The organism is Paraflavitalea pollutisoli, assembly GCF_029360705.1.
Taxonomy (GTDB): domain Bacteria; phylum Bacteroidota; class Bacteroidia; order Chitinophagales; family Chitinophagaceae; genus Paraflavitalea; species Paraflavitalea pollutisoli.
Window position 1 is genome coordinate 460,094 of the sequence record NZ_JARKMX010000008.1, and the last position, 24,169, is coordinate 484,262.

16 protein-coding genes are annotated in these 24,169 nt (G+C 53.1%); 8 read left to right on the forward strand and 8 right to left on the reverse strand.

Features of this window, described 5'->3' with window-relative positions:
- Window positions 1-57: 57 nt before the first annotated feature.
- The 7 genes from P2W70_RS15960 to P2W70_RS15990 form a co-directional block, all read right to left on the reverse strand.
- Window positions 58-2,526, reverse strand: a complete 2,469-nt coding sequence (locus tag P2W70_RS15960) for a T9SS type B sorting domain-containing protein (RefSeq protein ID WP_276482490.1) — start codon at window positions 2,524-2,526, stop codon at window positions 58-60.
- 297 nt (window positions 2,527-2,823) lie between these two features.
- Window positions 2,824-3,426 (reverse strand): hypothetical protein, encoded by a 603-nt coding sequence (locus P2W70_RS15965; RefSeq protein ID WP_276482491.1) that lies wholly within the window; start codon window positions 3,424-3,426, stop codon window positions 2,824-2,826.
- A gap of 157 nt (window positions 3,427-3,583) precedes the next feature.
- Entirely contained in the window at window positions 3,584-4,897 is a 1,314-nt protein-coding gene (locus P2W70_RS15970; RefSeq protein WP_276482492.1) for a gluconate:H+ symporter, read from the reverse strand.
- A 3-nt stretch (window positions 4,898-4,900) separates the two neighbouring features.
- A complete protein-coding gene (locus P2W70_RS15975) occupies window positions 4,901-5,728 on the reverse strand; it encodes a fumarylacetoacetate hydrolase family protein (RefSeq protein WP_276482493.1) in 828 nt (275 codons plus the stop codon).
- Window positions 5,729-5,764: 36 nt separating this feature from the next.
- A complete protein-coding gene (locus tag P2W70_RS15980; RefSeq protein WP_276482494.1) occupies window positions 5,765-7,483 on the reverse strand; it encodes an IlvD/Edd family dehydratase in 1,719 nt (572 codons plus the stop codon).
- Window positions 7,484-7,487: 4 nt separating this feature from the next.
- Window positions 7,488-9,029 (reverse strand): SusD/RagB family nutrient-binding outer membrane lipoprotein, encoded by a 1,542-nt coding sequence (locus P2W70_RS15985; RefSeq protein WP_276482495.1) that lies wholly within the window; start codon window positions 9,027-9,029, stop codon window positions 7,488-7,490.
- Window positions 9,030-9,040: 11 nt separating this feature from the next.
- Window positions 9,041-12,211, reverse strand: a complete 3,171-nt coding sequence (locus P2W70_RS15990; protein ID WP_276482496.1) for a SusC/RagA family TonB-linked outer membrane protein — start codon at window positions 12,209-12,211, stop codon at window positions 9,041-9,043.
- A gap of 173 nt (window positions 12,212-12,384) precedes the next feature.
- Here P2W70_RS15990 and P2W70_RS15995 point away from each other — a divergent pair, with 173 nt between their 5' ends.
- The 8 genes from P2W70_RS15995 to P2W70_RS16030 all read left to right on the forward strand — a co-directional run bounded on the left by P2W70_RS15995 (window position 12,385) and on the right by P2W70_RS16030 (window position 22,104).
- On the forward strand, window positions 12,385-13,272 hold the full coding sequence (locus P2W70_RS15995; protein ID WP_276482497.1) for a helix-turn-helix transcriptional regulator: 888 nt from the start codon (window positions 12,385-12,387) through the stop codon (window positions 13,270-13,272).
- A 10-nt stretch (window positions 13,273-13,282) separates the two neighbouring features.
- Entirely contained in the window at window positions 13,283-14,839 is a 1,557-nt protein-coding gene (locus P2W70_RS16000; RefSeq protein ID WP_276482498.1) for a gluconokinase, read from the forward strand.
- Window positions 14,840-14,894: 55 nt separating this feature from the next.
- Window positions 14,895-15,818 carry an RraA family protein gene (locus P2W70_RS16005; protein WP_276482499.1) on the forward strand — a complete coding sequence of 308 codons (924 nt, stop codon included), beginning with the start codon at window positions 14,895-14,897 and terminating at the stop codon, window positions 15,816-15,818.
- 56 nt (window positions 15,819-15,874) lie between these two features.
- Window positions 15,875-17,383 carry a mandelate racemase/muconate lactonizing enzyme family protein gene (locus P2W70_RS16010; RefSeq protein ID WP_276482500.1) on the forward strand — a complete coding sequence of 503 codons (1,509 nt, stop codon included), beginning with the start codon at window positions 15,875-15,877 and terminating at the stop codon, window positions 17,381-17,383.
- Between the two features lie 163 nt (window positions 17,384-17,546).
- The gene (locus P2W70_RS16015) at window positions 17,547-18,698 is read left to right on the forward strand and encodes a bile acid:sodium symporter family protein (RefSeq protein WP_276482501.1); all 1,152 of its coding nucleotides are present in this window, start codon (window positions 17,547-17,549) and stop codon (window positions 18,696-18,698) included.
- A gap of 100 nt (window positions 18,699-18,798) precedes the next feature.
- A complete protein-coding gene (locus P2W70_RS16020) occupies window positions 18,799-19,743 on the forward strand; it encodes an RraA family protein (protein ID WP_276482502.1) in 945 nt (314 codons plus the stop codon).
- Window positions 19,744-19,870: 127 nt separating this feature from the next.
- Window positions 19,871-21,151 (forward strand): mandelate racemase/muconate lactonizing enzyme family protein, encoded by a 1,281-nt coding sequence (locus tag P2W70_RS16025; RefSeq protein WP_276482503.1) that lies wholly within the window; start codon window positions 19,871-19,873, stop codon window positions 21,149-21,151.
- A gap of 149 nt (window positions 21,152-21,300) precedes the next feature.
- Entirely contained in the window at window positions 21,301-22,104 is an 804-nt protein-coding gene (locus tag P2W70_RS16030) for a glucose 1-dehydrogenase (RefSeq protein ID WP_276482504.1), read from the forward strand.
- Between the two features lie 66 nt (window positions 22,105-22,170).
- Here the strand turns inward: P2W70_RS16030 and P2W70_RS16035 are convergent, their stop codons facing one another.
- A complete protein-coding gene (locus P2W70_RS16035; protein ID WP_276482505.1) occupies window positions 22,171-24,162 on the reverse strand; it encodes a beta-L-arabinofuranosidase domain-containing protein in 1,992 nt (663 codons plus the stop codon).
- Between the last annotated feature and the right edge of the window lie 7 nt (window positions 24,163-24,169).

Consider the following 24,169-nt stretch of genomic DNA (forward strand, 5'->3'; position numbering starts at 1 on the left):
CAGGATGTACGACAGGTATAAACAGGTGTTTTTCCCGTATTTACTTTGCCCACTGGTCTACCGTAACAACTGCACCGTACCCCGTTTGGTGATCACGCGGCCGGTATAATCCGTTCCCTGCACCAGGTAAGCGAAGGTGCCGGACGATTGCCGCTGTCCACCCAGCATGCCATCCCAGCCTTTGTTGATCTCTGTGGTGGCATACACCATTTGCCCAAACCGGTTGTAGATGCGGAAGAAACGGAGCTGTGAAATGCCTACACAAATGGGGCGTATCACATCGTTGTTGCCATCTCCGTTGGGCGTAAAAGCATTGGGTACGAATATTTCCGGATTGGTATAAAACAGTTTCACGTTGATGTTGTCGGTGGCGGAGCAACCATCATTCCTGGTGGCCTTCACCGTATAGGTGATGGATTGCGCCCGTTCGCCATTGAACAGGGCTATGGGGTTGGCGATATCGGGATGGTTGAGCCAGGTACCGGGCGTCCACGAGAAAGTACTGGCCCGTGGATCATTGGCCGTGGCCTGCAATTGGAGGGGTTGTCCGATCACGACCGACGTGTCGCTACCCGCATTGACAATGATTCTGTCTGCCACAGCAATGCGGAAGGTATCGTTCAGGGCATTGGGGCATCCCTGGTTGAGGATTGTCAGTACATAGTCGGTATTGCGTTGTGGCTTTGCGGTTGCCTGGATAGCGGCCGGTAAGGTCGTCAGTCGACCATTGCCCATATTGCTCAGGGTAGATAATGGTTTCCACGAATAGTTGGTACCAATGCTCACCATGGCATTGAGTAGGATGGAATCGCCATAGCAGACCACGGCGTCTTCCGGATTGTGGATGGCGGCGGGGAACGGTACATTGACATACCGGATGACGGCCATGGCGCTGGTGTCGGCCGGACAAACGCCACTCTTCACGACAGCGCGGTACCAGCTATCCTGGGTGATGCTGCCGGCAGTATAAGTGCTGGCCGTAATGGCCGGTGCCGAAGGCGCCCAGGTACGGGCATCGGTCGATAGCTGCCAGGCCTGTACGGCGCCTGTTTGATTATGCAGTGTGAGTAAAGCATTGGCGGGCTGACCAATACAAAAACTGCTATTGGCAGGATCGATCCTGCCGCCTACGCTTTTTGGGTCGACGATGATCAGCGCTGCGGTACTGGTATCGGCACTGCAGGTATTGCCGTTTTGCACAATAGCGGCATAGTGTGTGGTAGCAGTCAGGTTTTGGGCATTGAAGGTATTGCTGGTATTGGGCACCGGTGTCCAGGAGATGCCATCTGTCGAAGACAGCCATTGCAGGATATCGCCCTGGTGTGGACCAAGCGTGAGTGGCGAAACGTTGATGCCCGTGCATACCTGGTTATCGCCGGTCACATTACCGGCGATCGTGGGGGCCTTACTAGTGACGAGGATAGTGTCGCGCAGGTCGGCGCAGCCATTGAGCTCGCGGGCAATGATATAGCCGGTGGTACTGCCCGCTTTAACGACAATGGAATTGGTATTGCCCCCGGATTGGATGGTCCAGCCTGAAGGCACTTGCCAGTTGTAGGTGGCATTGGCCAAGGCGGGAATGGAATAGGTAAACGGCATATTGGCACAGGCTGTTTGCGGACCGCTGATCTCCAGGCCGGCGCAACTGTTGCGTACGGCTACGTAGGCATAAGCAAAATGTGCCCCGGGATTACAGTTCTCTGCCGTAAAAGTCAGGGTCACCTGGCGGCCACGATAGGCAGACAGGTCAAAGGTTACTTCTGTCCATCCCTTGGTCCATACATCGTAGAGGTATTGGCCTTCGCCACCTCCTCCGCCACCACCACCTCCGCCCCCGCTGTGCGACAGAAAAGGAGTGGGACTGTTGGTGAAGCCGTTGGCGATCGCTGTGGCCGAATCGAGGGTGGCACCAGTACCTGCTCCTCCCCCGCCCCCACTACCGGCATTGTTGAAAGTTGGCAGGTAATATTCGGGGGATGCACAGGTAACGATGCTGTCGGGCGTACTGAGCGTGGCTTTGAACAAGGGCTGTTCATGCGAATTGTGGGTGCCGTTTTCCAATACCATGGCATAGGCGTAGGTCATGGTATAGGGCTCGGACGCCGGACCGGCTGGTACCAGAATATTATAGGAAACGGAGCGCACAAATCCGCCCGGTGCGCGGCCGGCATTGAGCTCGTAGGAAGTGGCGGTAGAGCCCAGTTTGATCGAATAGCCGTACGAATAACCGTTGATCGTTGGGATGGTGATGAAGCTGCCGAAAGGATCTGTACCGGGCGTCGTGATCACCTGGATGCCGGTGATGCCCAGGGTGTATTCGGGAATGGTGGACACGCCGGCATTGGGAAAAGGATAATCGATGCCGGTCCGGCCGACGAGGCCGGTGGCCGCTGACCAGTTGGAGAGGTCGCCATTGGCGAAATTGATGTTGATGGGGCATGCCTGTGACTGGGCCGTAAGTTGGCCTGCTGTACAGCTTAGAAGCAGACAGCATAGGCTGATCCGAATGAGGAGCGTTCGCTTCATAGACCGGAATATTGTGACTGGCTACACCGGGTGGCTTTTCACGGGTGGGTTGCTGGAAGGTCCTGGAGGCCGCGACCGGCCAACGGATCTGCGCAGAATGGGATTTTGAATAGCAAATTTCTAAGTAGCGAATGTTGCGGGGATATCGGACAAAACGCGAATGGTTTTGTTTGTTCTGTAATATATACTGATTAATTGATTAATGGGTTGGCTGGGTGCCGAAAATTTACCGGGAATATGCCCGAAAAAAGAAGTCCCGCTCCGGGGAGCAGGACTTTCCAAATATGGGAGGTCAATTTAATCTTGTAGTCCCAGGTAGGCTTTCACCGCCGCGTAATTGTTCCAGTCGATGGTGGCATTCGCCGAGCGCGCTGCCGTACCGCCGGGTATGATGATGTAGCGGTACTGTTGATATTTGACACCATTCCTGTCTGTGAAAGTGCCGACCACACCATTGGAATAGAGGTCAATTCCTTTCTCATAGGCCGTAATACCGATATTGAGGCCATTTAATCCCGCGTATGGCAAAGGGATTATTTCCGGTGATGCAGCCGTGTTGCGGTTGATGTAAACTTTCACTTCTCCCTGGTTGATATGCGTCAACGTCAGTTTTGGAGCGTCGATGGTAGCATAATAGCCGACGGTGTCGATCTTGCCACCCGCGGTGTGAACGGTGTCAGGCATGTAAGCGACATCCAGCCAGGCTGAATAAATGACGTTGCTGGATCCGGATCCGGCAGGACCCTGGGGACCCGCCGGGCCGGCAGGGCCCGTAGCTCCGTTGGCGCCATTGGCCCCTGCTGGTCCGGCAGGACCGGGCTCGCCATCTTTACCACAGGAAATCAGGATAAGGCTTGTTACCACTGCCAGCAATGGCAGTGAACGAAAAACTTGCTTCATAAATAGATTACAATTTGGATTAATGTAAGGATGAGTATGTCGTGTGCGCACGCACGTTGTTGGTTACACAACATGGTTGCGCAAGATACACCAATGCAGAAATACGCCGTACGCAGTTCTACGGAATGTCGGAAATATTCAAAAGATGGCGGAGTTACTACAATACTGCATCCAGCAATAATACGCCTGCGAGCCCCATCACAGAGATGATGGTTTCCATGACCGTCCAGGACCGCAGCGTTTGGGGAAGCGAGAGTTGAAAGAATTCTTTGAACATCCAGAAGCCGGAGTCGTTGATGTGCGAACCAAACACACTGCCGGCACCTACCGCCAGCACCATCAGTTCCGGAGAAGTACCGGTGGTCGCGAGCAGTGGCGCTACCACACCGGCGGCCGTGATGCCAGCCACGGTGGCAGAGCCGATCATCACACGTAAAAAAGCTGTGATGACCCAGGCAAACAACAACGGTGGCATTTGCCATTGCTGGCTGAAGCCGGCAATATAATCGCCCGTACCACTGTCGATCAATACCTGTTTGAACACGCCCCCTGCCGTGATGATCAACAGGATCATGGCTATGCCTGTGATCGAATCCGTCAGCATCTTCATCATGGCAGTTACTGTACGCCCCGCCCGTAGCCCCAATTGGTAAATGGCCAGCAGCACCGTGATGAGTAAAGCGATGACGGGATCGCCGATAAATTGTATCACCGTGCTGAGTGCATGATCGGCTGGTAACAGGTAGCCTACGATCACCGCCACGGTGATCAGTGCCACGGGCAGCAGGGCGAACAGCAAGCTGGCAGCGATGGAGGGAAGTGTGGTCTCGACGTGGCTGGCGGACGTCAGCGCCCGGTCTTGCTCAGGCGTCGTCAATCCTTTTAATAGTTTACCGAACAGCGGCCCTGCCACGATGACGGCGGGGACGGCGAGGGCAATGCCATACAGCAGCACCTTACCCATATCGGCCTTGAAAGCTTTCACCAGTACCACCGGACCTGGATGGGGTGGCAAAAAACAATGGGTGGTACTCAGGGCCGCAGCCATGGGTATCACCACATACAGCAAAGGTAGACCGGTCTTTCGGGTCAGCGTGATCACCAACGGTACCAGGATCACGAAACCTGCATTGTAATAGAGTGGAATCCCAATCAGGAATCCGGTCAGCATCACCGCCCATTGAATATTGCGCAGTCCAAACACCCGGATCAGGGTCGTGACGATCTGCTCGGCCGCGCCGGTTACTTCCAGGATCTTTCCCAGGAAGGCGCCCAGGCAAATGATTAGCGCCAGGCCACCCAACGTGCTGCCTACTCCTTTTTCAATGGATAGCAACAGTTGTGTTGCCGGCATGCCAAGGCTGAGCCCCGTTCCGATCGCCACGATCAGCAACGACAGGAAGGGGCTTACCTTTTTTGCCGACAGGAATATCTGCAACGCGATGGCCAGTAAAATGATGAGGATGGTCATGCGTTATTGTACGGTATTGACGAGTGTACCAATAGCATCGATGGTAATACTGATCACATCGCCGCTGAGCAACGTGAAATTGTGACCGGGTACGATGCCCGTACCCGTCATGATGAGGCAGCCATACGGGAAACTACATTCCTTGTACACAAACGACACCAACTCTTCCACGCTCCTTTTCATCTGGTCGATGGTAATAGCCCCCGTAAAGACGGTATTGCCTCCACGGGTGATGGTCAGTTGTATCTGTGTATCGGCCGGCAACGGATCGCGTACCACATACACACAAGGCCCCAGCGCAGCACAGGCATCATAGGTTTTGGCTTGCGGCAGGTACAAGGGGTTTTCTCCCTCGATGCTCCGGCTGCTCATGTCATTGCCGATCGTATACCCAATGATCTTGCCCGAGCTGGATACCACCAGGGTCAGTTCAGGTTCAGGAACATCCCAGGTACTGTCTTGCCGGATGCGCACCTTGCCCTCGTGCCCTACGATACGGTGATGGGTAGCTTTGAAAAAGACCTCGGGACGTTCGGCTTCATAGACTTTCGCATAGAAGTCGGCGCCGCCGGCATCCTTGCTTTCTTCCTGCCGGCCGATCTTGCTGCGCAGGTACGTGACGCCACAGGCCCATAGCTCCTGGCGGGGGCTGATTGTGGGTAACAGTTGTTGCAGGATGGCTTTGTCTGCCGGTGGCAGTTTCAATGCCAGCCGGTGTAGCTTTTCATACAGGTTGTCGTCGTTTACTAAATCTTCCCAGGCCTCATCGATCAGGTAGCAATAACCTTCCTGTTCTATGGCCGGACCTTTCGTCGTGTTGAATAATTTCATGGATCGAGTTGATGGTATGTCAATGTACGCTTACAATTAATGTGAATCCCTGGTGACGGCAGAACCTGAGTTCCCCTGCAGGAAATCCAGGTCGGCCCCTTTATCTGCTCCCAACACGTGTTGGATATACAGACTTACATACCCCCGGGTGGCGGCTGGCTTGGGAGCCGTCCAGTTGGCTTTGCGTTCGGCGAGTACGGCTTCCGGTACATCGAGGTGCAGGCGGCGGGCCGCTACATCCAGTTCGATCAGGTCGCCGTTTTGCACGAGTGCCAGGTTGCCGCCGATGGCGCTCTCCGGCGATACATGCAGTACGACCGTGCCGTAGGCGGTGCCACTCATGCGGCCATCCGAGATGCGCACCATATCGGTCACGCCTTGCTGCAACAACTTTTTGGGCAGGGCCATATTACCCACCTCCGGCATACCGGGATAACCAACGGGGCCCACATATTTCAGCACCATCACACAACTACCGTCGATATCCAGTTGCGGATCGTCGATGCGGGCATGGTAGTCTTCAATACTTTCAAACACCACGGCCCTTCCTTTGTGTTGCATCAGGGCAGGTGTAGCTGCCGATGGTTTCATCACGGCGCCATTCAATGCCAGGTTACCTTTCAGTACTACACAACCGGCTTCGGGTTGAAACGGTGTGGCCAATGAACCGATCACATCGGTATTGTAGCAACTGGTATCCTGTTTGATATTGTCATGGTGGTTCTTGCCACTAACGGTTATAACGTCTTTGTGCAACAATTCGCGCAGTTCGTGCAGGATGACGGGCAAACCGCCTGCATAGAAAAAATCTTCCATCAGGTATTTGCCGGAGGGCATCAGGTTGAGCAATAGCGGGATCTTGCTGCCCAGCCGGTCAAAATCATCCAGCTCCAGCGGTACGCCGATCCTGCCGGCGATGGCCAGCAGGTGGATGAGGAAATTACTGGATCCGCCCACCGCTGCATTGACGAGGATGGCATTCTCAAAGGCCTGCCGGGTCAGTATTTTGTCGATGGTCAGGTTCTCCCGCACCATGTCGACAATGCGGCGTCCACTGAGTTGGGCCATTTGTTTTTTACGGCTGTCGGCTGCCGGTATAGCAGCAGCGCCACTCAGTGTTAATCCCAGCGACTCGACCATACAGGCCATTGTGCTGGCGGTGCCCATAGTCATACAATGGCCGATACTGCGGCTCATACAGCTTTCGGCAAACTCACAGTCTTCCTGCGTCATCTTCCCGGTCTTCATGTCTTCATCGAATTTCCAGACGTGCGTGCCTGATCCGATCTCCTGCCCCTTGTATTTGCCATTCAGCATGGGCCCGCCCGGTACTACTATAGTCGGCAAGCCTACGCTGGCAGCGCCCATCACGGTAGAAGGGGTGGTCTTGTCGCACCCGGTGAGCAGCACTACCCCATCGATGGGATTGCCGCGGATGCTTTCTTCGGTATCCATGCTGGCCAGGTTGCGAAACAACATGGCGGTTGGCTTCAGCAAGGTTTCTCCCAGGCTCATGATGGGGAATTCCACCGGAAAGCCACCTGCTTCCAGCACACCCCGCTTCACCATTTCCGCATGTTCGCGGAAATGGGCATTGCAGGGCGTTAGTTCGCTGAAGGTATTGCAGATGCCAATCACCGGCCTGCCATCGAACTGATCATTGGGCATGCCCTGGTTCTTCATCCAGCTGCGGTAGATGATGCCGTCTTTGTCTTTTCTGCCAAACCAATCGTGGCTGCGCAATTTTTGTGTCATAAGTCTATTGTTTATCCCACCATACCCTTGTGCTTAGTTTGTCTGGCCCCATATTGGAGATGGCGGTATTCACGTTGTCGGTGTTCACGCTCAACTCGGAGGTGGGGTAAGTCAGGCGACGGATAAAAGTGCCATTGGGTACATCGGGATTGGTTGGTTGTCCGTAGGGATTGGGTGCCAATGCAGGATAGCCGCTCCTCCGAAAATTGGCGAAGGCCTCGGGGCCGTTCAGGAACGAAGCGATCCAATACTGCGTGTTGATCTGTTGCAGCTCGGTGCCGGTATTGAGTGGATTGGCAGCAATATACGTGTCGCGGGCCGTACCGGCAACTGCAGATCCTGGATCGTAGAGGGCCATCTGGTCCATATGTGCCCGGATGCCATCGGCAAAATACTGCGCGGCGGTACCGGTTGTGATCCAGCCACGGAAGCGGGCTTCTGCCAGCAACAGGTTGGTTTGTGCTGCCGTCACCAGAAACACAGGCGAGGTGATCTTCACCATGCGACGGCGGTCTACCTGGCTGTAATCGTAAAAGCTGGTGAGTCCGTCTGCTGTTGCGGCAGCGCCGATCGTGCCATTGTCTTTACCGATGGGCATACCGATCTGTTTGGCAGGATCCGTGCTGCCGACAGCTACCGTTTGGCCGGCGCCGCTGGCCGCTCCCACATATCGAATGGCGATGGCCTGCAGGCGTGGGTCGCTTGTGTTTTTCAACTGGTCAACAAATGGTTTAGCAAGATAAAAGTTTGCCGCCTCGGGGCCATTGAGTGTACCTCCGATCGGTTGTGTAAAGTTCGCATCATGCCGAATATAAGCATTATCTGCGTTGGTGGTGATGACCCCACCGGCTACTGCGGCCTGCACGATCGTTTGTGCTTTGCCCGGATCGATCTTCGACAGGCGCATACCCGCGCGTAACAACAGCGAATTCGCAAACTTCTTCCATTTAGCGACGTCTCCGGCGTATAAAACATCCCCGCCTTCGATAACACCTGCGGCATTTAGTGCGGCGCCCGCTTCCGTCAGTTCTTGTATCAGTTTGGGATAGATGTCTTGCTGCTTGTCGTATTTAGGGAACAATTTCTGGGTAACATAACCAGCTCCCCCCTCAGTATAAGGAATATCGCCATATTGATCCGTCAGGACCATAAATACATAGGCCTGGTAGATACGCGCCATATGGTACATATTACTGCGTGCCGTGTTATCCTTGGCGCGCGTCATTGCATCGTAGGTATTCTTGATCACACTCTGGTAATAGGCGGTCCACATAGGTTGTGTCGTCACATCCCGGCTGTCCTGGTTATAGTTGGCGCCGGCGAGTACACCACCATTGGGGGTTACCATTTGTTGCACAATGCCCACATCGAATACGAGTGATTTTACCGGAAACGATGTGTTGATGATAGCCTGGTTAAGCAATAAAGCCGGATCGAGTGAGGTCGGACTGGTTTTGTTGACGTTGAGGTCCGATAGCCCTTTTTCACAGGCCACGGTGGTCAGCAACAGGCTGAAGGCAATGCTATAATTGAGTAGCTTGTTCATGGTCGTAATTGTTAGAATTTAACATTCAGGTTGAGGCCAAGGCTGCGGGTGGTAGGCAATCCGGGTGATTCAAGACCTACCTGGTTGTCGGAACCAAAACCAAAGGTTTCGGGATCGATATTATCCACCCATTTCTTCAACACCAATACATTGTTGGCCACAAAGTCTAGCTTGAGGCCTTTGATGGGCCATTTGGCAGGGATGAATTTGGTGAAATCATAACCCAGTGACAATTGACGCAGTTTCCAGTATCCGCCGTCGTAGATCACCGATTCTATGATCTGTTGCGTACGCAGGTGCTCCCAGTAAGTTTGTACGGGTGATACAGCGTTATTGGGATTACCATTCACATCAACCCCATTGCCTTTCACGCCACCTTCCCGGCCTTCCAGGGTCCATTGGTGCAGGCCATGACGTACTGCATTGAAGTTGGTGCCAGACAGCATTTTGTTGCCCAGTTTGTAGTCGATGAATACGGCCAGGTGAATGCCTTTGAAGTTGACGGTGTTCAGGAAGCCACCTACCCATTTGGGGAGCGCACTACCATAAAGTACAAAGTCGCCTGTGCGCAGTGGCAAACCGTTCGACTGGAATATGCGTTGTCCTTTGGCATCGCGCGCATACGCGAAGCCTGCAAGCTGTCCGATCTCTTCACCGACTACCTGGCGTGTTTCGCCATTGAAAACGTGCGTGCCGGTGGTGATGCGCTCTCCGGGTTTATCGGAAATGATGCTGAGTACCTTGGTAATGTTGTAGGAGGTATTCGCTGTGAATTCCCAGGTGAAAAAGCGGTTCTTCACCGGTACCAGGTTCAGCATGGCTTCAAAACCATAGTTACGGCTTTTGCCACTGTTGATGGGCGTATTGAAATAACCGGAAGCATCGGAGATCTGCACGGATACGATCTGGTCACTGGTGATCTTGCGATAAGCGGCTACATCGAGGTTAACGCGATTATTGAACATGCGCAGTTCCAGGCCAATCTCCGTTTCTGCTACACGGGCGGGGCGCAGGTTGGGATTGGGTAAGGTAGTACCACTGGCGCCATTGCTGATATTGCTGGTGCCTACGGGAACGGGAACACCATTGGGGTTGTTGATGAAGTTGGCATTCGGGGTATAGAACAGCTGGTCGGCATAGGGAGCCACATCTCCATCACTGCCCACTTCTGCGTAACCCAGGCGGAGCTTACCAAAATTCAGCCAGGACAAAGTAGGCAGGTGCTCTGAGAATACATAGCTCGCAGACACGGAGGGATACAAAATGCTCCGGTTGGCCTTCGATAGAGTCGAGAACCAGTCGTTGCGGGCCGTACCTGTCAGGTAGAAGGTCTGCTGCCAGTTGAACTCCAACGATCCATAGAGAGAGTTAACGCCTTGCTCGATCAGGGTGTACACAGGGTCTTTGCCGCGCCCATTTTGTACGGTATACAGGTCGCGGATGATGAAGTCGGTGACTTGCACATTGTTGATGTCCGAACGTTTGCGCATGCGGTTACCACCGGCAGTAACATTGACGCCGAGGTCGCCAAATTCTTTATTCGCATTGACGAGGAAGTCGAGGTTGGTTTCGCGGAAGCGCCGTGACTCCTGGGTGAATATACCATTCACGAATCCCGGAGGTGCGGCAGCGCGTGATGCCTGACCGGTGGGGAAATTATTAACGTCTTCATCGCGTGACCAGTAATCCTGTCCAAATCTTCCCTGCACACTCAACCATTTCAGGATATTGTACTTCAACGCGACGTTGCCGAAGATGCGGTCACGTTTGATATTGTGGAATTGATGATCGAGTACCCAAAATGGATTGGTACGGTTGGTGAAACGTGACCAGGGATATTCATTACCGGCTGCATTGACCTGGTTGGCATCGAGTACCGACAGGGGCATCGATGTGGACATAGCCATTAGGGTAGTGGGTATGGAGTTGTCCTGGTTGGCGATATTAGGCGGGTTCTTATTGACCTCGCGGGAATAGTTGACGTTACCTGTAACAACAAAGTCTTCGGTCAGGTTATAACTAAATCCCAGGTTCATGCTCTTCCGGTTGAAGGAGTTGTTGGGCATGATGCCGGTATTCTGGGTATTGTTCAGCGAAAGACGCAAACCGCCCTTGTCGCCGCTGGCCTCGAAGGCAACCGTGTTGGCGATGTTTTGTCCATTACGGTAGAATTCCTTGATGCGGCTGCCTTGCGCTTCGTAGGGCACGGATAGGTTATTGAACAAGATATGAGTCATGCCGGGGGCAAACTTCTCGCCAAACGACCATTGACCCGATGTGGGGTTGGCGGCTGTTGGACGCGCCCCATTCTCCCCTTGACCATATTGGTTTTGGTAATCGGTGAAGTCAAGTGGTGTATCGTTGGTATAGTTGAGGTTGTAGGTTACGCCAATACCTTTGGTCTTACCCCTGGTTTTTGTGGTGATCATGATGACGCCATCTTTGGCACGCGAACCATACAAGGCAGATGCCGGTGCACCTTTTAAGATGGTCATACTCTCGATATCATCCGGGTTGATGCTGGCGAGCCCATCACCGCCATCGGACGTGATCCCACCTCCTTTAACACCGTTGGTGTTCTCGTTAAAGTTGGTATTGTCGACCGGCACGCCATTGACAACGATAAGCGGATTGTTTTGTCCGGATAACGAAGATTGGCCACGTATGCGGATCTTGGAGCTGCCGCCGGGGCCAGTGCCGAGTGAGGAAATATTGACACCGGCGACTTTACCTTGCAAGGAGTTCATCACATTGCTGGTACGGTTCACACTCAGTTCCTCCGGTTTTACACTGGTGGCAGAATAGCCCAGGGCTCTCGATTGCTTTTTGATACCGAGCGCTGTTACTACCACTTCTCCCAGGTCTACCTGTTCGGCCACGAGGGTGGCATTGACTACACGACGGCCGGCAGCAGCAATTTCCAAAGGCCGGTAGCCTACTGAACTAAACACCAGGGTGGTATTGCCATCGGCAGGGATGGTGTATTTACCGGCACTATCGGTGGTGGTTCCCTGTGAGGTGCCTTTTATGACAACGGAGGCATTGAAAAGTTTTGTACCTTTTTCATCAGACACGGTACCAGAAATGGTTTGAGCGTGGGCGGCGGATAGAAAGAAGAAAAGTGCGAAAAGCAGCCACAGTCCCGCAAAGCGGTAGGGCCTGCCGCTGGAGTACTTTTTCATACCGGCAAGTTGTTTTGGTGAGTTAATCGTTAAGGTGCCAAATTATCGGCTATTCTGGTCAAAAACTTCCAAAATAAAACTCCGTTGAATTTTGTACATCGCTCCCAAATAAATTTCCTTTCTTTATCATGGTTCCCGGATAACGATTGATTTCAGCCAACTACTAACGCCATATGAACCAGTTTGTACTCCAGCAAGGAAAGTCCCCCGAGTTGCGGTTGTTCCCGCACCTGCTGGAAGTGGGTATCCGGAAGAATGGCGCCATTCAGCTCAATACCTTTTCCGCGACCAAGACCGAAGCACTTCGCCTTTATTATATCATAGACGGTAAATATGAATGGCGTATCGATCAGCAACCTTACCTGTTTTATCCCGGCGACGTAGCGGTGGTGATGCCCGGCATTTCCTTTGGAAGCGATAACGGTGTATTGGAGATCGGATCCTTTACCTGGATCCACCTGGGTATTCAGCAATTGGAAAATGGACACATATTGCCAGGCAAGTGGAGCGGCTTGTCGGAGAATGAGGGTGCGGCCATCGGTAAGATCCTTTCGCTCAACAGCTCACCCGTGTGCACAGGCTTTACCGACGCGGGTAAAATACTGAAAGGAATACACGCAGAATTGTTTGGGCACGAGATCGGCTACCAGGCACGCATCAACCACCAGGTCGATGAGCTGCTGATACAGGTGACGCGGCATATGACGAAACAAAGCCACCCGGGGCGCGACTTTCCCAAAACATTCATGCGGCTGGAAGAAGTACTACGGGAAAACCTGTCGCACCAATGGACCGTGGAGGAGATGGCTGCGTTGGTGGGCATGGGCACCACCCTGTTTACCGAACGGGTAAAAAGTTTCTCGGGCTTCTCCCCTATCAACTACCTGATCAATATTAGAATTTCGGAAGCCATTAAATTATTGAAGCGGCCCGACATCAGCGTCACCGATATCGCACTCGACACCGGCTTCTATTCATCACAGCATTTTTCCACCACATTCAAGAAACTTACCGGCTTCCAGCCCAGTGAGTTCAGAAAAAACCATTTGCGCACCAAATAATCCCATAGACATGAAATGCGTAATTACTATAGAATTAGGAACCAACGGGATCAGGGTATTTGCCTTTGACCTGCAAGGCCGTGTCATTGCGTCGATGAAAGGCTTCTATCCTACATTTCATGCTGAACCCGACCACAGTGAGCAGGATCCTGAACAGATCTTTATTACCACCCTGTATGTATTGAAGAACCTGCTCAATGAACATATTCATCCCAAGAAGCTGAAGGTATATTGTATTTGCTTTAGTGCAGCGATGCACAGTTTGCTGGCGGTGGATAAGAATGGTAATCCGCTGGGTAATGCCATTACCTGGAGTGATAACCGTGCCAAGCAGGAAGCCCTGGACCTGCGTGCTTCTGCGTTGGGTAAGAAGTTGTATGCGGCTACCGGCACACCCATCCATCCGATGAGTCCTTTGCTGAAGATCGCGTGGATCAGGAGCCGTGATGCAGAGCGCTTCAAATTGACCAGCAAATTCCTGTCGATCAAGAGTTATATCATTCATCAGTTGACCGGCGAATACCTCATGGATTACAGTATTGCCTCGGCTACCGGTCTATTGAATATCCATACGGTGACCTGGGAGGCCGATGCCTTGAAATATGCGGGAATTACATCCGCCAAATTGCCCGGTCTGGCGCCGGTGTTGGCGACGGCTGGCAAGTTGAAAAAAGCCTACCAGCAGTCGTTGGGACTCGCTGCTGATACCAAAGTATTGATCGGCTCCAGTGATGGTTGCCTGGCCACCCTGGGCGATGGTGTGAAAGAAGGCAATGCGACGATCACCATCGAAGATAGCGGAGCTGTGCGGGTGATGGGGCCAACCGTATTACAGGACGATCAGATGCGCTTCTTCAATTACCTGCTGACAGAGGGTTGTTATGTGTCTGGTGGACCCACCAACAATGGCGGCAATATCTTCGACTGGTTTGCCCGGCAGTTTGGAGAGTTTTCCAATCCCTTCGATATCGAGCACAGCATGCAGCAACTGATCGAGGAAGCGGCCAAGGTGCCCGCAGGTTCGGATGGGCTGCTGTTCCTACCCTACCTGTTGGGCGAAAGAGCGCCTATCTGGAATGCGAATGCGCGGGGTGCCTATTTCGGACTCCATATCAAGCATGAGCGGCGGCATGTAGTGCGTGCCACCATTGAAGGGATCCTGTACGAGATCTATAGCATCGGCCGGTCGCTGGCCGAGCAACGGAATATCAAAAGTTTGTCGGTGAACGGCAGCTTTGGTACCCTGCCCTTTTGTACGCAAATGATAGCTGATATGTTTAACCGGCCGGTACGCCTGCGGCAGCAATCACACAGTGTGAGTTATGGCGCCTGGTTGCTGAGTGCCACGGAGATGGGGCTGTATCCGTCGCTGGATGTCGCCGCCCGTACGGTGGAGTTGCCCGATGTGTACAAGCCAGATAAGAAACGTCATGCCGTGTATGCAGACTACTTCGGCATCTTTGAAAAGCTCAGCCATAAACTGTTTGACGAATTTGAAGCGATCGGCAAACTGCAACAAAAGCATGCTGTGATGGAAATGCCGGTGAAACAGAAGATCAAGTTATAGGCGGATGCCTGATCATGAACGACGATTTGCCTGTTTATTAAAACAAACCTGCGATATGAAAAAACACATTGTCACCTGGGGATTGTTGCTTTCCTGCCTCGTGTTGCGGGCACAACAGATAACGCCTACTGCCGATCAGATCAAGGCCCTTACGCCGGAGTGGAAAGGCGAGCGCAGCGCGGATGGGCGGCCACGCGTATCCGATAAACTACTCGAACGCCTCAAGGGCATCCACCTCGAAGAAGCCTGGGGCATCTTGCGGAACAAGGGATACATGAACCAGTTTGAAGGTGACTGGATGGTCATTCATCCCGACTCGGTGATGACGGGCAGGGCGGTGACCGCTCAGTACATGCCCCTTCGGCCTGATGCCGATAAACTGATCAAAGACAAGGGCAAGGCAGAAGGACGGATCGGTGCCCCCAATAGCTGGCCCATCGATGTGCTGAAGAACGGTGATATCTATGTAGCCGATAGTTATGGTAAGATCGTGGATGGTACACTCATCGGCGATAACCTGGGCAATGCGATCTATGCCAAGTCGGCCCGTGGCGTCATCTTCTATGGCTCTGTACGTGATGTGGAAGGGCTCGAAGAGATCAAAGGTTTCAATGGATGGATCAAAGGATACGATCCTTCCTATATACAACAAATGATGTTGAGCGGCATCAATCTGCCCATTCGCATGGGGCGTGCCACGGTATTGCCGGGCGATGCCATACTGGCCAAGAAAGGCGGTGTGGTGTTTATTCCGGCACACCTGCTGGAGGAAGTGGTACTCAATGCCGAATTTATCTCCCTGCGGGATGCGTTTGGTCATCAGCGGTTGCGGGAAGGAAAATATACGCCCGGACAGATCGACACGCAATGGACCGACGAGATCAAAAAAGACTTTTTGCAATGGCTGGATGCCAATCCCGATAAACTTCCGATGACCAGGCAGGAACTGGATCAGTTCATGAAACAACGTACCTGGTAATGAGACAGGCGATCGCCTGTGGTACCAAACATTTAAACCAACTTAAATTATCTGCTATGACACCATCACAACAGTATCTCCAAAAACTGGGGCTTACCGATCCTGCGCCCATTGAACATATTGAACCTGCAGCTGCTGCTGTAGCTTCGGACAATTTCAACAACAGTCGCAGAAACTTTCTCAGGCATTCTACCCTGGGGGGAATTGCCTTGGGGGCGGCGACTGCCTTATTGCCCATCGAGGATATTGTGGCCCAGAGTACGCAGAAGGTCAACCGTTTCTCCAACCCTTCTGACCTGAAAATAACCGACCTGCGTTATTGTGTGACCACTGTATTGGGGCGGACGGCCATCATCCGTATCGATACCAACCAGGGGATCTACGGTTTGGGGGAAGTCCGTGACGGCGCCGATGAGCGGTACGCGCTCATGCTCAAAAGCCGCCTGCTGGGCGAGAATCCCTGCAATGTAGAAATGCTGTTCAAGAAGATCCGGCAGTTTGGCGGACAATCACGGCAAGCCGGCGGTGTTTGCGGCGTAGAAATGGCGCTGTGGGATCTGTGTGGCAAAGCGTACAATGTGCCAGCCTGGCAATTGCTGGGAGGCCGCTACCGCGACAAGATCAGGTTGTATGCCGATACGCCCGAAGCGGGTTCGCCGGAGGAGCAAAAAAAACTGATCCAATACCGGTTGAAAGAACAAGGCTATACCTGGTTGAAAATGGATGTGTCGATCAACGAACTCAAGGATAAGCCAGGTACCCTGGTCAATGCCGATCAATGGCGCAATGCGCAGGGCAACCTGGCACAATGGGGCGACATGAGGAATTCCATGTCGTACGCCAATACCCTGCATCCAATGACGCAGATACAGATCACGGACAAGGGGCTGGCCGAACTGGCGGCGGTAGTCGAGAATGTACGCAGCATGGTAGGCTATGACACGCCGATCTCTTCCGATCACTACGGTCACTTCGACCTGAATAACGGGATACGGCTGGGGCGTGCGCTGGAGAAATACCGCCTGGCCTGGCTGGAAGACATCGTATCCTGGGAACTGACCGATCAATGGCGCACCCTGAGCGATGCCCTGGAAACTCCTTGTCTTACCGGCGAAGATATTTATCTGCTGAAGTACTTCAAACCATTGATTGACAAGCGCGCCGTCGATATCGTACATCCCGACCTGGCCTCTTCGGGTGGCTTGCTGGAGACCAAACGCATTGGTGATTATGCGGAGGAAAATGGCATTGCCATGGCGATGCACCAGGCCGGTACGCCCATCTCTTTTATGGCGAGCGTACATTGCGCGGCGGCTACGCAAAACTTCCTTTCACTGGAGCACCACTCCATCGACCTGCCCTGGTGGGAAGACCTCGTGAAAACAACCGATGGACGGAAACTGATTACCAAGGGATTTGCCAACCTGCCATTGACGGCCCCGGGATTGGGCATTGAACTGAATGACGAGGTGGTGAAGCAACACCTGCATGCCAGCGATAAATCGTACTTCGCCCCTACGCCGCAGTGGAATGATGTGCGTTCGCATGACCGGATCTGGAGTTAGGGAGGCAAGGCAATCCTCCCGCAATCCTGCGGGACGTCGGCACAGGCTCCGGCAACCAGGCACCAAGGCAGTAGAATGGCGGTGGATGATGAGAACTGAGCGTGCCGGGTCGCGTTGGTTGCCGGTATGTACACAACCATTTCAATTACAAACCTACTTTCTCATGAAGCGATCGACTTTGTTCTATGGTCTGTCGGCCCTATTTCTGATCATTTATATAGTATTGGCCCTACAGCAACGGCACGAGTGGGGTGGCTGGATACTGCTGCTCTTCTTCGTGAGTCTGGCCATGGCTTTCCGGCAACACAAGCTGTTGAAGGGTTTATCCTATACGCTGATGGTGATGGCTGTGGTGAGTCTGGCCATGTATTATCCCTGGCATTTCAAGACGGTGGGCGACTTTAAGCTATCGGGCCTCATCATTCCTCTATTGCAGATCATCATGTTTGGCATGGGCACGGAGCTTAGTCTGAAAGATTTTGCCAATGTGCTAAGGATGCCGAAGGGCATCATAGTGGGCGTTGTTTGTCACTATGTGATCATGCCCGGTGTGGGCTTCTCGCTGGCCAAAGCATTCAACTTCCCGCCGGAAATCGCTGCAGGTATCATCCTGGTGGGATGTTGCCCCAGTGGCCTTGCCTCCAATGTGATGTGTTACCTGGCGAAGGGCAACCTGGCGTTGTCGGTGTCTGTTACGACCATCTCGACGATGGTGGCACCGTTCCTGACGCCCTTGCTCATGCGGTTGCTGGGTGGCAGTTTTGTCGACATCGATTTCTGGGGGATGGTCTGGGACATTACCAAGATCGTGATCATTCCTACGGCGGCTGGTCTGGCTTTTCACTACCTCGTACATGGCAAATTCAAATGGCTCGATAAGGCGATGCCGTTGGTCTCGATGGGCGGCATTGCGGTGATCCTGACAATCATCACAGCCGCCGGGCGTGATAACCTGGTGAAGGTCGGGGCGCTCTTGCTCATCGCTACCATCTTGCACAATGTACTGGGATATATCATGGGCTACTGGTCGGCCCGGCTCATGCGCTTTCATGAGCGGGATTGCCGCACCATTGCGCTGGAGGTGGGCATGCAAAACGCGGGTCTGGCTTCCGGGTTGGCCCTGGCCATGGGCAAACTGACGACGGCTGGATTGGCACCTGCCATCTTCGGCCCGGTCATGAATATTACCGGTTCGTCGCTGGCCAGCTGGTGGCACAATCATCCGCCGGAGGGGGATGAGGCAACCAGGCAGCAGGGCACAGAGGCAACGAGTGAAATAGGCATCGAGGCAAAAAGGCACCTAGGCAACGAGTAAGATAGGCAATGAGTTATAAGCCAGGCATGAAGGGATCCGGGAAATCCGGCAATCAGCGGAACAAGCAGGTAAAAAAATGTCCATTACAAAAACATGATCTATGCAAATAAATAAAATCATACTACTGTGTTGCGTGATGCACTGTGCAGGCAGCGCATACAGCCAGCAGATCTCGCGTGATCAGTTGATCGCGCTCACACCCGAGTGGAAGGGCGAACGATTCAAGGACGGTCGTCCTAAAGTGTCTGACAGCCTGTTGGATCGAATGAAGCTGGTAACACTCGAAGAAGCCTGGGCAGTATTGCGCAATGAAAACTATAAACATCAGTACGATGGTGACTGGAAGACCATCAACCCGGATAGTGTACTGGTGGGGCGCGCAGTGACGGCCATCTTTATGCCGGGCAGACCGGATATACATCGGGTCATCGATCAGTTTGGGGTACGCGATAAACGGGTGAAGTCACAGAACTCCTGGCCCATCGATCTGTTGGTGAAACGCGATGTGTATGTCGTCGATCAGTTTGATGCCTACGAAGACGGGCCGACCATCGGCGATAACCTGGGCAATTCCATTTATGCCAAGACGGGCAATGGCATCGTGTACGATGGTGCTGTGCGCGATGTGAAGGGGTTGAAAGAGATTGGCGGCTTTACTTCTTACTTCCGCAGTTACCATCCCTCCCACCACCTCAATAATCCGGCAGGAGAACTGAATACCACCCTGGTTGGTATCAACCAGCCCACCCGTATCGGTAAGGCGACCGTGATGCCGGGCGATATCGTGCTGGGCCGTGATGGCGGTGTGATCTTTATTCCGCCACATCTTGCGGAGAAGGTGATCAAGACTTCGGAGGTCGTACGCCTGCGGGATATGTTTGGCCACCAACGGTTGCGGGAAGGCAAGTATACACCCGGACAAATCGATACCCGCTGGAGCGACGATATTGAAAAGGATTTCTCGCAATGGCTCAATGAACACATCAATGACTTACCAGTGCCCAGGAGCCAGATCCAGGAAATCCTGAAAGGGAGGACGTGGTAAGGAAGGCAACCAGGCAACAAGGCACCGAGGCAACGAGGAGAGGCAGAATACAGGCAGCGAGCCATGAAGGCAACCGGTCATAGAGGAGCAACCCATTTACCAACTAAAACACCAATAACTACTATCCATGTCACACAACAATACCAGAAGATCGTTTTTAAGCAAGGCAGCCATCGCAGCAGCCATGACACCACTGGCAGGCTTATCTGCCTTTGGGCGGGAGTATGAAACAGCCATAGATCAGATCGACAAGACGTCTCCCCCCTCCGACCTCAAGATCACCGACGTGAAATGCGGTTATATAAAGGGTAGCTTGTTTGTCAAGATCTACAGCAACCAGGATATCTGGGGATGTGGTGAAGGCGTGGATGCTGTTCCCGGCACTTATCACCTGGTGAAGAATTTCGGGGCCAGGATCAAGGGTAAGAATCCGCTGAATGTGCATCGCTTGTTTGAAGATATCCGGAAGTCTGGATTCTTCCAGGGCGCGCAGTCGGGCATGTATGTGGCTGTATTGTCGGCCATCGAGGCGGCGTTGTGGGACCTGGCGGGTAAGGCACTGAAGTTACCGGTCTATCAATTGCTGGGTGGTAAGTTCCGCGACAAGGTTCGTGTCTATTGTGATACGGCGTTGTATCAGCGCAACCTGCCCAAACCTTCCGACTTTGCAGACGCTGCGAAGAAAGCGAAGCAAATGGGCTTTAATGCCATCAAGTTTGACCTCGACCAGGGCAATGATCCCAAGAAGTACGATTACTACAACTGGACGGCCAGTCCGGCCGAGTTGCAACGGATGTATGATCAACTGGCGGCGGCCCGTGAAGCCGTAGGTCCGGAGATCGATATCTGTGCAGACATGCACGGCCGTTATGATGCGGTGACCGGACAGGCGATCGCCAAACGCGTAGAGCCGTTGAACCTGATGTGGCTGGAAGAACCAATACCTGCCGAGAATGTGGAGGCTTATAAGTTGATCACTGAATCGACCAGCACGCCGATCTGTGCCGGTGAAAATCATTACCTGGCCTATGGCTTTCGACGCATGTTGGAGATCGGCGCTGTCGACATCGTGATGCCCGATCTGCAGAAATGTGGTGGCCTGGGTGAAGGCCAACGCATCGCCAACCTGGCCAACCTCTATTATGTGCCGTTTGCCCCGCATATGGTGGCTTCGTACTTAGGGGCGATGGCTTGCGCACATGTGTGTGCGTCGGTGCCCAATTTCATGATCATGGAATGGCAGTCTTACTTCCATACCGACCCAATGTTCAAGGAGATTGTGACCTACGATGGAGAATGGGTGAAGGATAGCTTTATTACCGTCTCTGAGAAACCCGGTATCGGTGTGGAGATCAATGAAGCCGGCATGAAGAAGTATGCCATTCCGGGCGTGCCGTTTTTTGAGTAGGTTGCCCGAATTTATAACAACAGGCCCTTCCCTTTTGTGGAAGGGCCTTGTTGTTTCAGCTTCTGGATTTCGTGGTGGTATTATGTTTTACAAATGGATCAGCATTGACGGGGAATGCTTAATGTACAGAATTAAATACTGGACTATCTATGAAACCATTTGAAAACAAGACCATCATCGTTACCGGTGCGGCCATGGGACTGGGCTTCGCCGCTGCTAAATACCTTGCTCAGCAGGGAGCGGTAGTAACACTTGTAGATTACAACAAGAAAAGTCTGGATGATGCCAAAGCTGATATTATCCGGAGTTCACCCGAAGCCAATTTGTTGACCGTGGTGGCCGATGTGTCGGATGAGCAGGCCGTGAAAGGTTATGTGGATCAAACCGTGCAGGCAACAGGGCGCATCGACGGGCTCTACAACAACGCCGGCATCGAGGGCAAACAGGCACCCATGATCGCTTATGATCTGGCTGTTTTTAAGAAAGTCATCGACATCAATATCCTGGGTGTATACTTTGGTATGCGTTATGTGATCCCCGTCATGCAGCGACAACAATTTGGACGCATCGTCAATGTTGCCTCTGTAGGTGGTATTCGTGGTGTGCTGAACCAGACGGCCTACGTGGCGAGCAAGCACGCCGTGTCGGGGCTCACCAAGAACGCCGCCCTGGAGTATGCCAAAGACAATATCATTACCAATGCCATTGCCCCCGGCGCCATTCTGACGCCCATGGTGGCGGAGGCTTTCAAGCAAGTGAATCCTTCCGATCCCAAGGCGGCGGAAAAGGAATATGCCAAACACAATCCCACCAAACGCCTGGGGCAACCTGAAGAAGTTGCCAAGCTCGTTGCTTTCCTGCTCAGTGAAGATTGCTCGTATGTGAACGGGCAAACCATTGCGGTAGATGGCGGGGAGTCCAATTACTACGGCAATCCGCCGGCAGATGAATAGCGGAAATTGATCATTGCGTATAATAACAAGGGCCTGCCTCCAGACGGAGGCAGACCCTTGTTGTATTTATTTCCTTCCCACCAACGGGAACTGTGATATTCTCAGTGTCGTGGCACCGTAAGGCACCAGGATGATGTCTTCTTCTTCCTGCGCAGCTTCCAGCAGGTAAATGGGACTGTAAGGTAACTGACCCGTCATACCATTGTACAATTGCCAGGAAGGTATACGTTTGGCTTTGGTCCTGATCTGGATTGGGTTGTTGTCCAGGTTCCAGGGATAGTTCGTTTGCTTGCCGGTTGTTTCCACTTTGAAGTACTGGTCCAGTTTTTCATTCGGCATATCGAACAGACCATAATTCCAGGGCGTGGTAGGATGCACTTCATAATACGATTCGCCGTACTCTTGCGGGTCTTTGGTATTCGTCACCTTGCGCCACTCCTCTCCCATCTTCAAGGCATACGTAATCGGCCCCCGCTCGATGGACATCGACTGCTCGTACCACCGGTTGCGGAAGATATGCATGGGTAACACGAGTTCTACTACATCGCCTGGCTTCCAGGTACGGGTGATCTTGATTACCTGGTTGCCTTTCGCTTCCCGGTCTGTCTGCCCATTGATCTTCACCGTGGCCAGTTTGCACCAGGCAGGTATGCGGAGGTGCAAAGGATAGGTGGCGGTTTGTTTGCCCTGCACCGTAAAGCGGATGCTTTCGCCAAAGGGATAACCTGTTTCTTCTTTCCAGCTGACGGTAGTACCATCGGCCACCTTCGTGGTCACTTCACTGGGGGCATATACCAGGGCTGCAATGCCTTTGTCGGCGGTCGTGTACCAAAGATTCTGTGTAAACTTTGGCCAACCCTGGTGCATATTGGACGTGCAGCAGGGATAACCGATGAGCAAACCAAAGGTGACATCCGTACCGCCATGGTTCTCGCAAAAGTTGCGCATCTGGCGGGTCAGCATTACCTGGTTGGCCTGTTGAAAGTATTGGTGGGTCTGGAAGTCGTCGGAGATCTGCGTGGGCAACGCATTGAAGGCGATCTTCTCCAGCTTGTCGGCATAGTCTACGTCGCCGGTGATCTCCAGCGCCGTTTCGAGAGAGTACATCATTTCAACGGCGCTGCATAGTTCAGAACCTTGTGTGGGGTTGTTGCCATGCAGTCCTTCGTCACCGCCGTACAGGCCATGCGCCATGCCGTTGTACTGGCGCAGGTCGGCAAAACCTTTCTTCATCGCATCGAGGTATTGTTGCTCCGGATGGTGCTGGTAATAGACGATCGGCGTTTTAATGCCCTGTGCCAGGTTCACACAATGGATGGTATTGAGGCGCGACAACATATCGGTTTGCAGAAACCCTTTGGTGAAATCGAAGGTCTGTTTGTGCAGCAGGTCGCCGAGTTTCAACAGGAAACCATCTTTGGTAATATTGTATAGCCAATAAACGATTTGCAGGTTGTCGCCACCGCGGTAGCGTGCCCAGAAGGTCCAGTGATCGAGCGGTGTTTGTGGTAACTCTTTCAGCTGGTAGCGAAAGTAATTGGTCATCAGTTTGATGACGCGTGGGTCATTGGTGGCAGAATAATACTGTTTGAGGATCTTCAGCATCACCATCTTGGGCCACCAATCGCGGGCGTTGTCGCGCTGGATGCCGCGCTCGCCGGGATAGTCTTTGGTCGGGCCAAAATGTCCGTCGGGTGTTTGACTTTTGATCGCCCATTCTACCCAGGGTTTCACTTTTGCGATCAGGGCTTTGTCGTCGAGGATATAAGCCAGTGGCAACAGGCCATCGACCCAGTAAGGGCCACGCTCCCACTGGTCGCCATCACCGCCCAACCAGCCATTTCGCGGTCCCATGACCAATGGGTACAATTGGTCCAGCTGGCCGGTAGCCCCTTTCTGCTGTGTGACCAGCATTTCGCGTAGCCAGCCTTGTGGTTTGATGGCGCCGAGGGGTATTTCGTGGTACGGATTGGGCCGCAGCTGAGCGGTGGCCGTACTGGTGGCGAACAGCACGATCGCTGCCAGTTTGGGGAAGGATAGCTTTTTCGTCGATGGCATGGTTGAG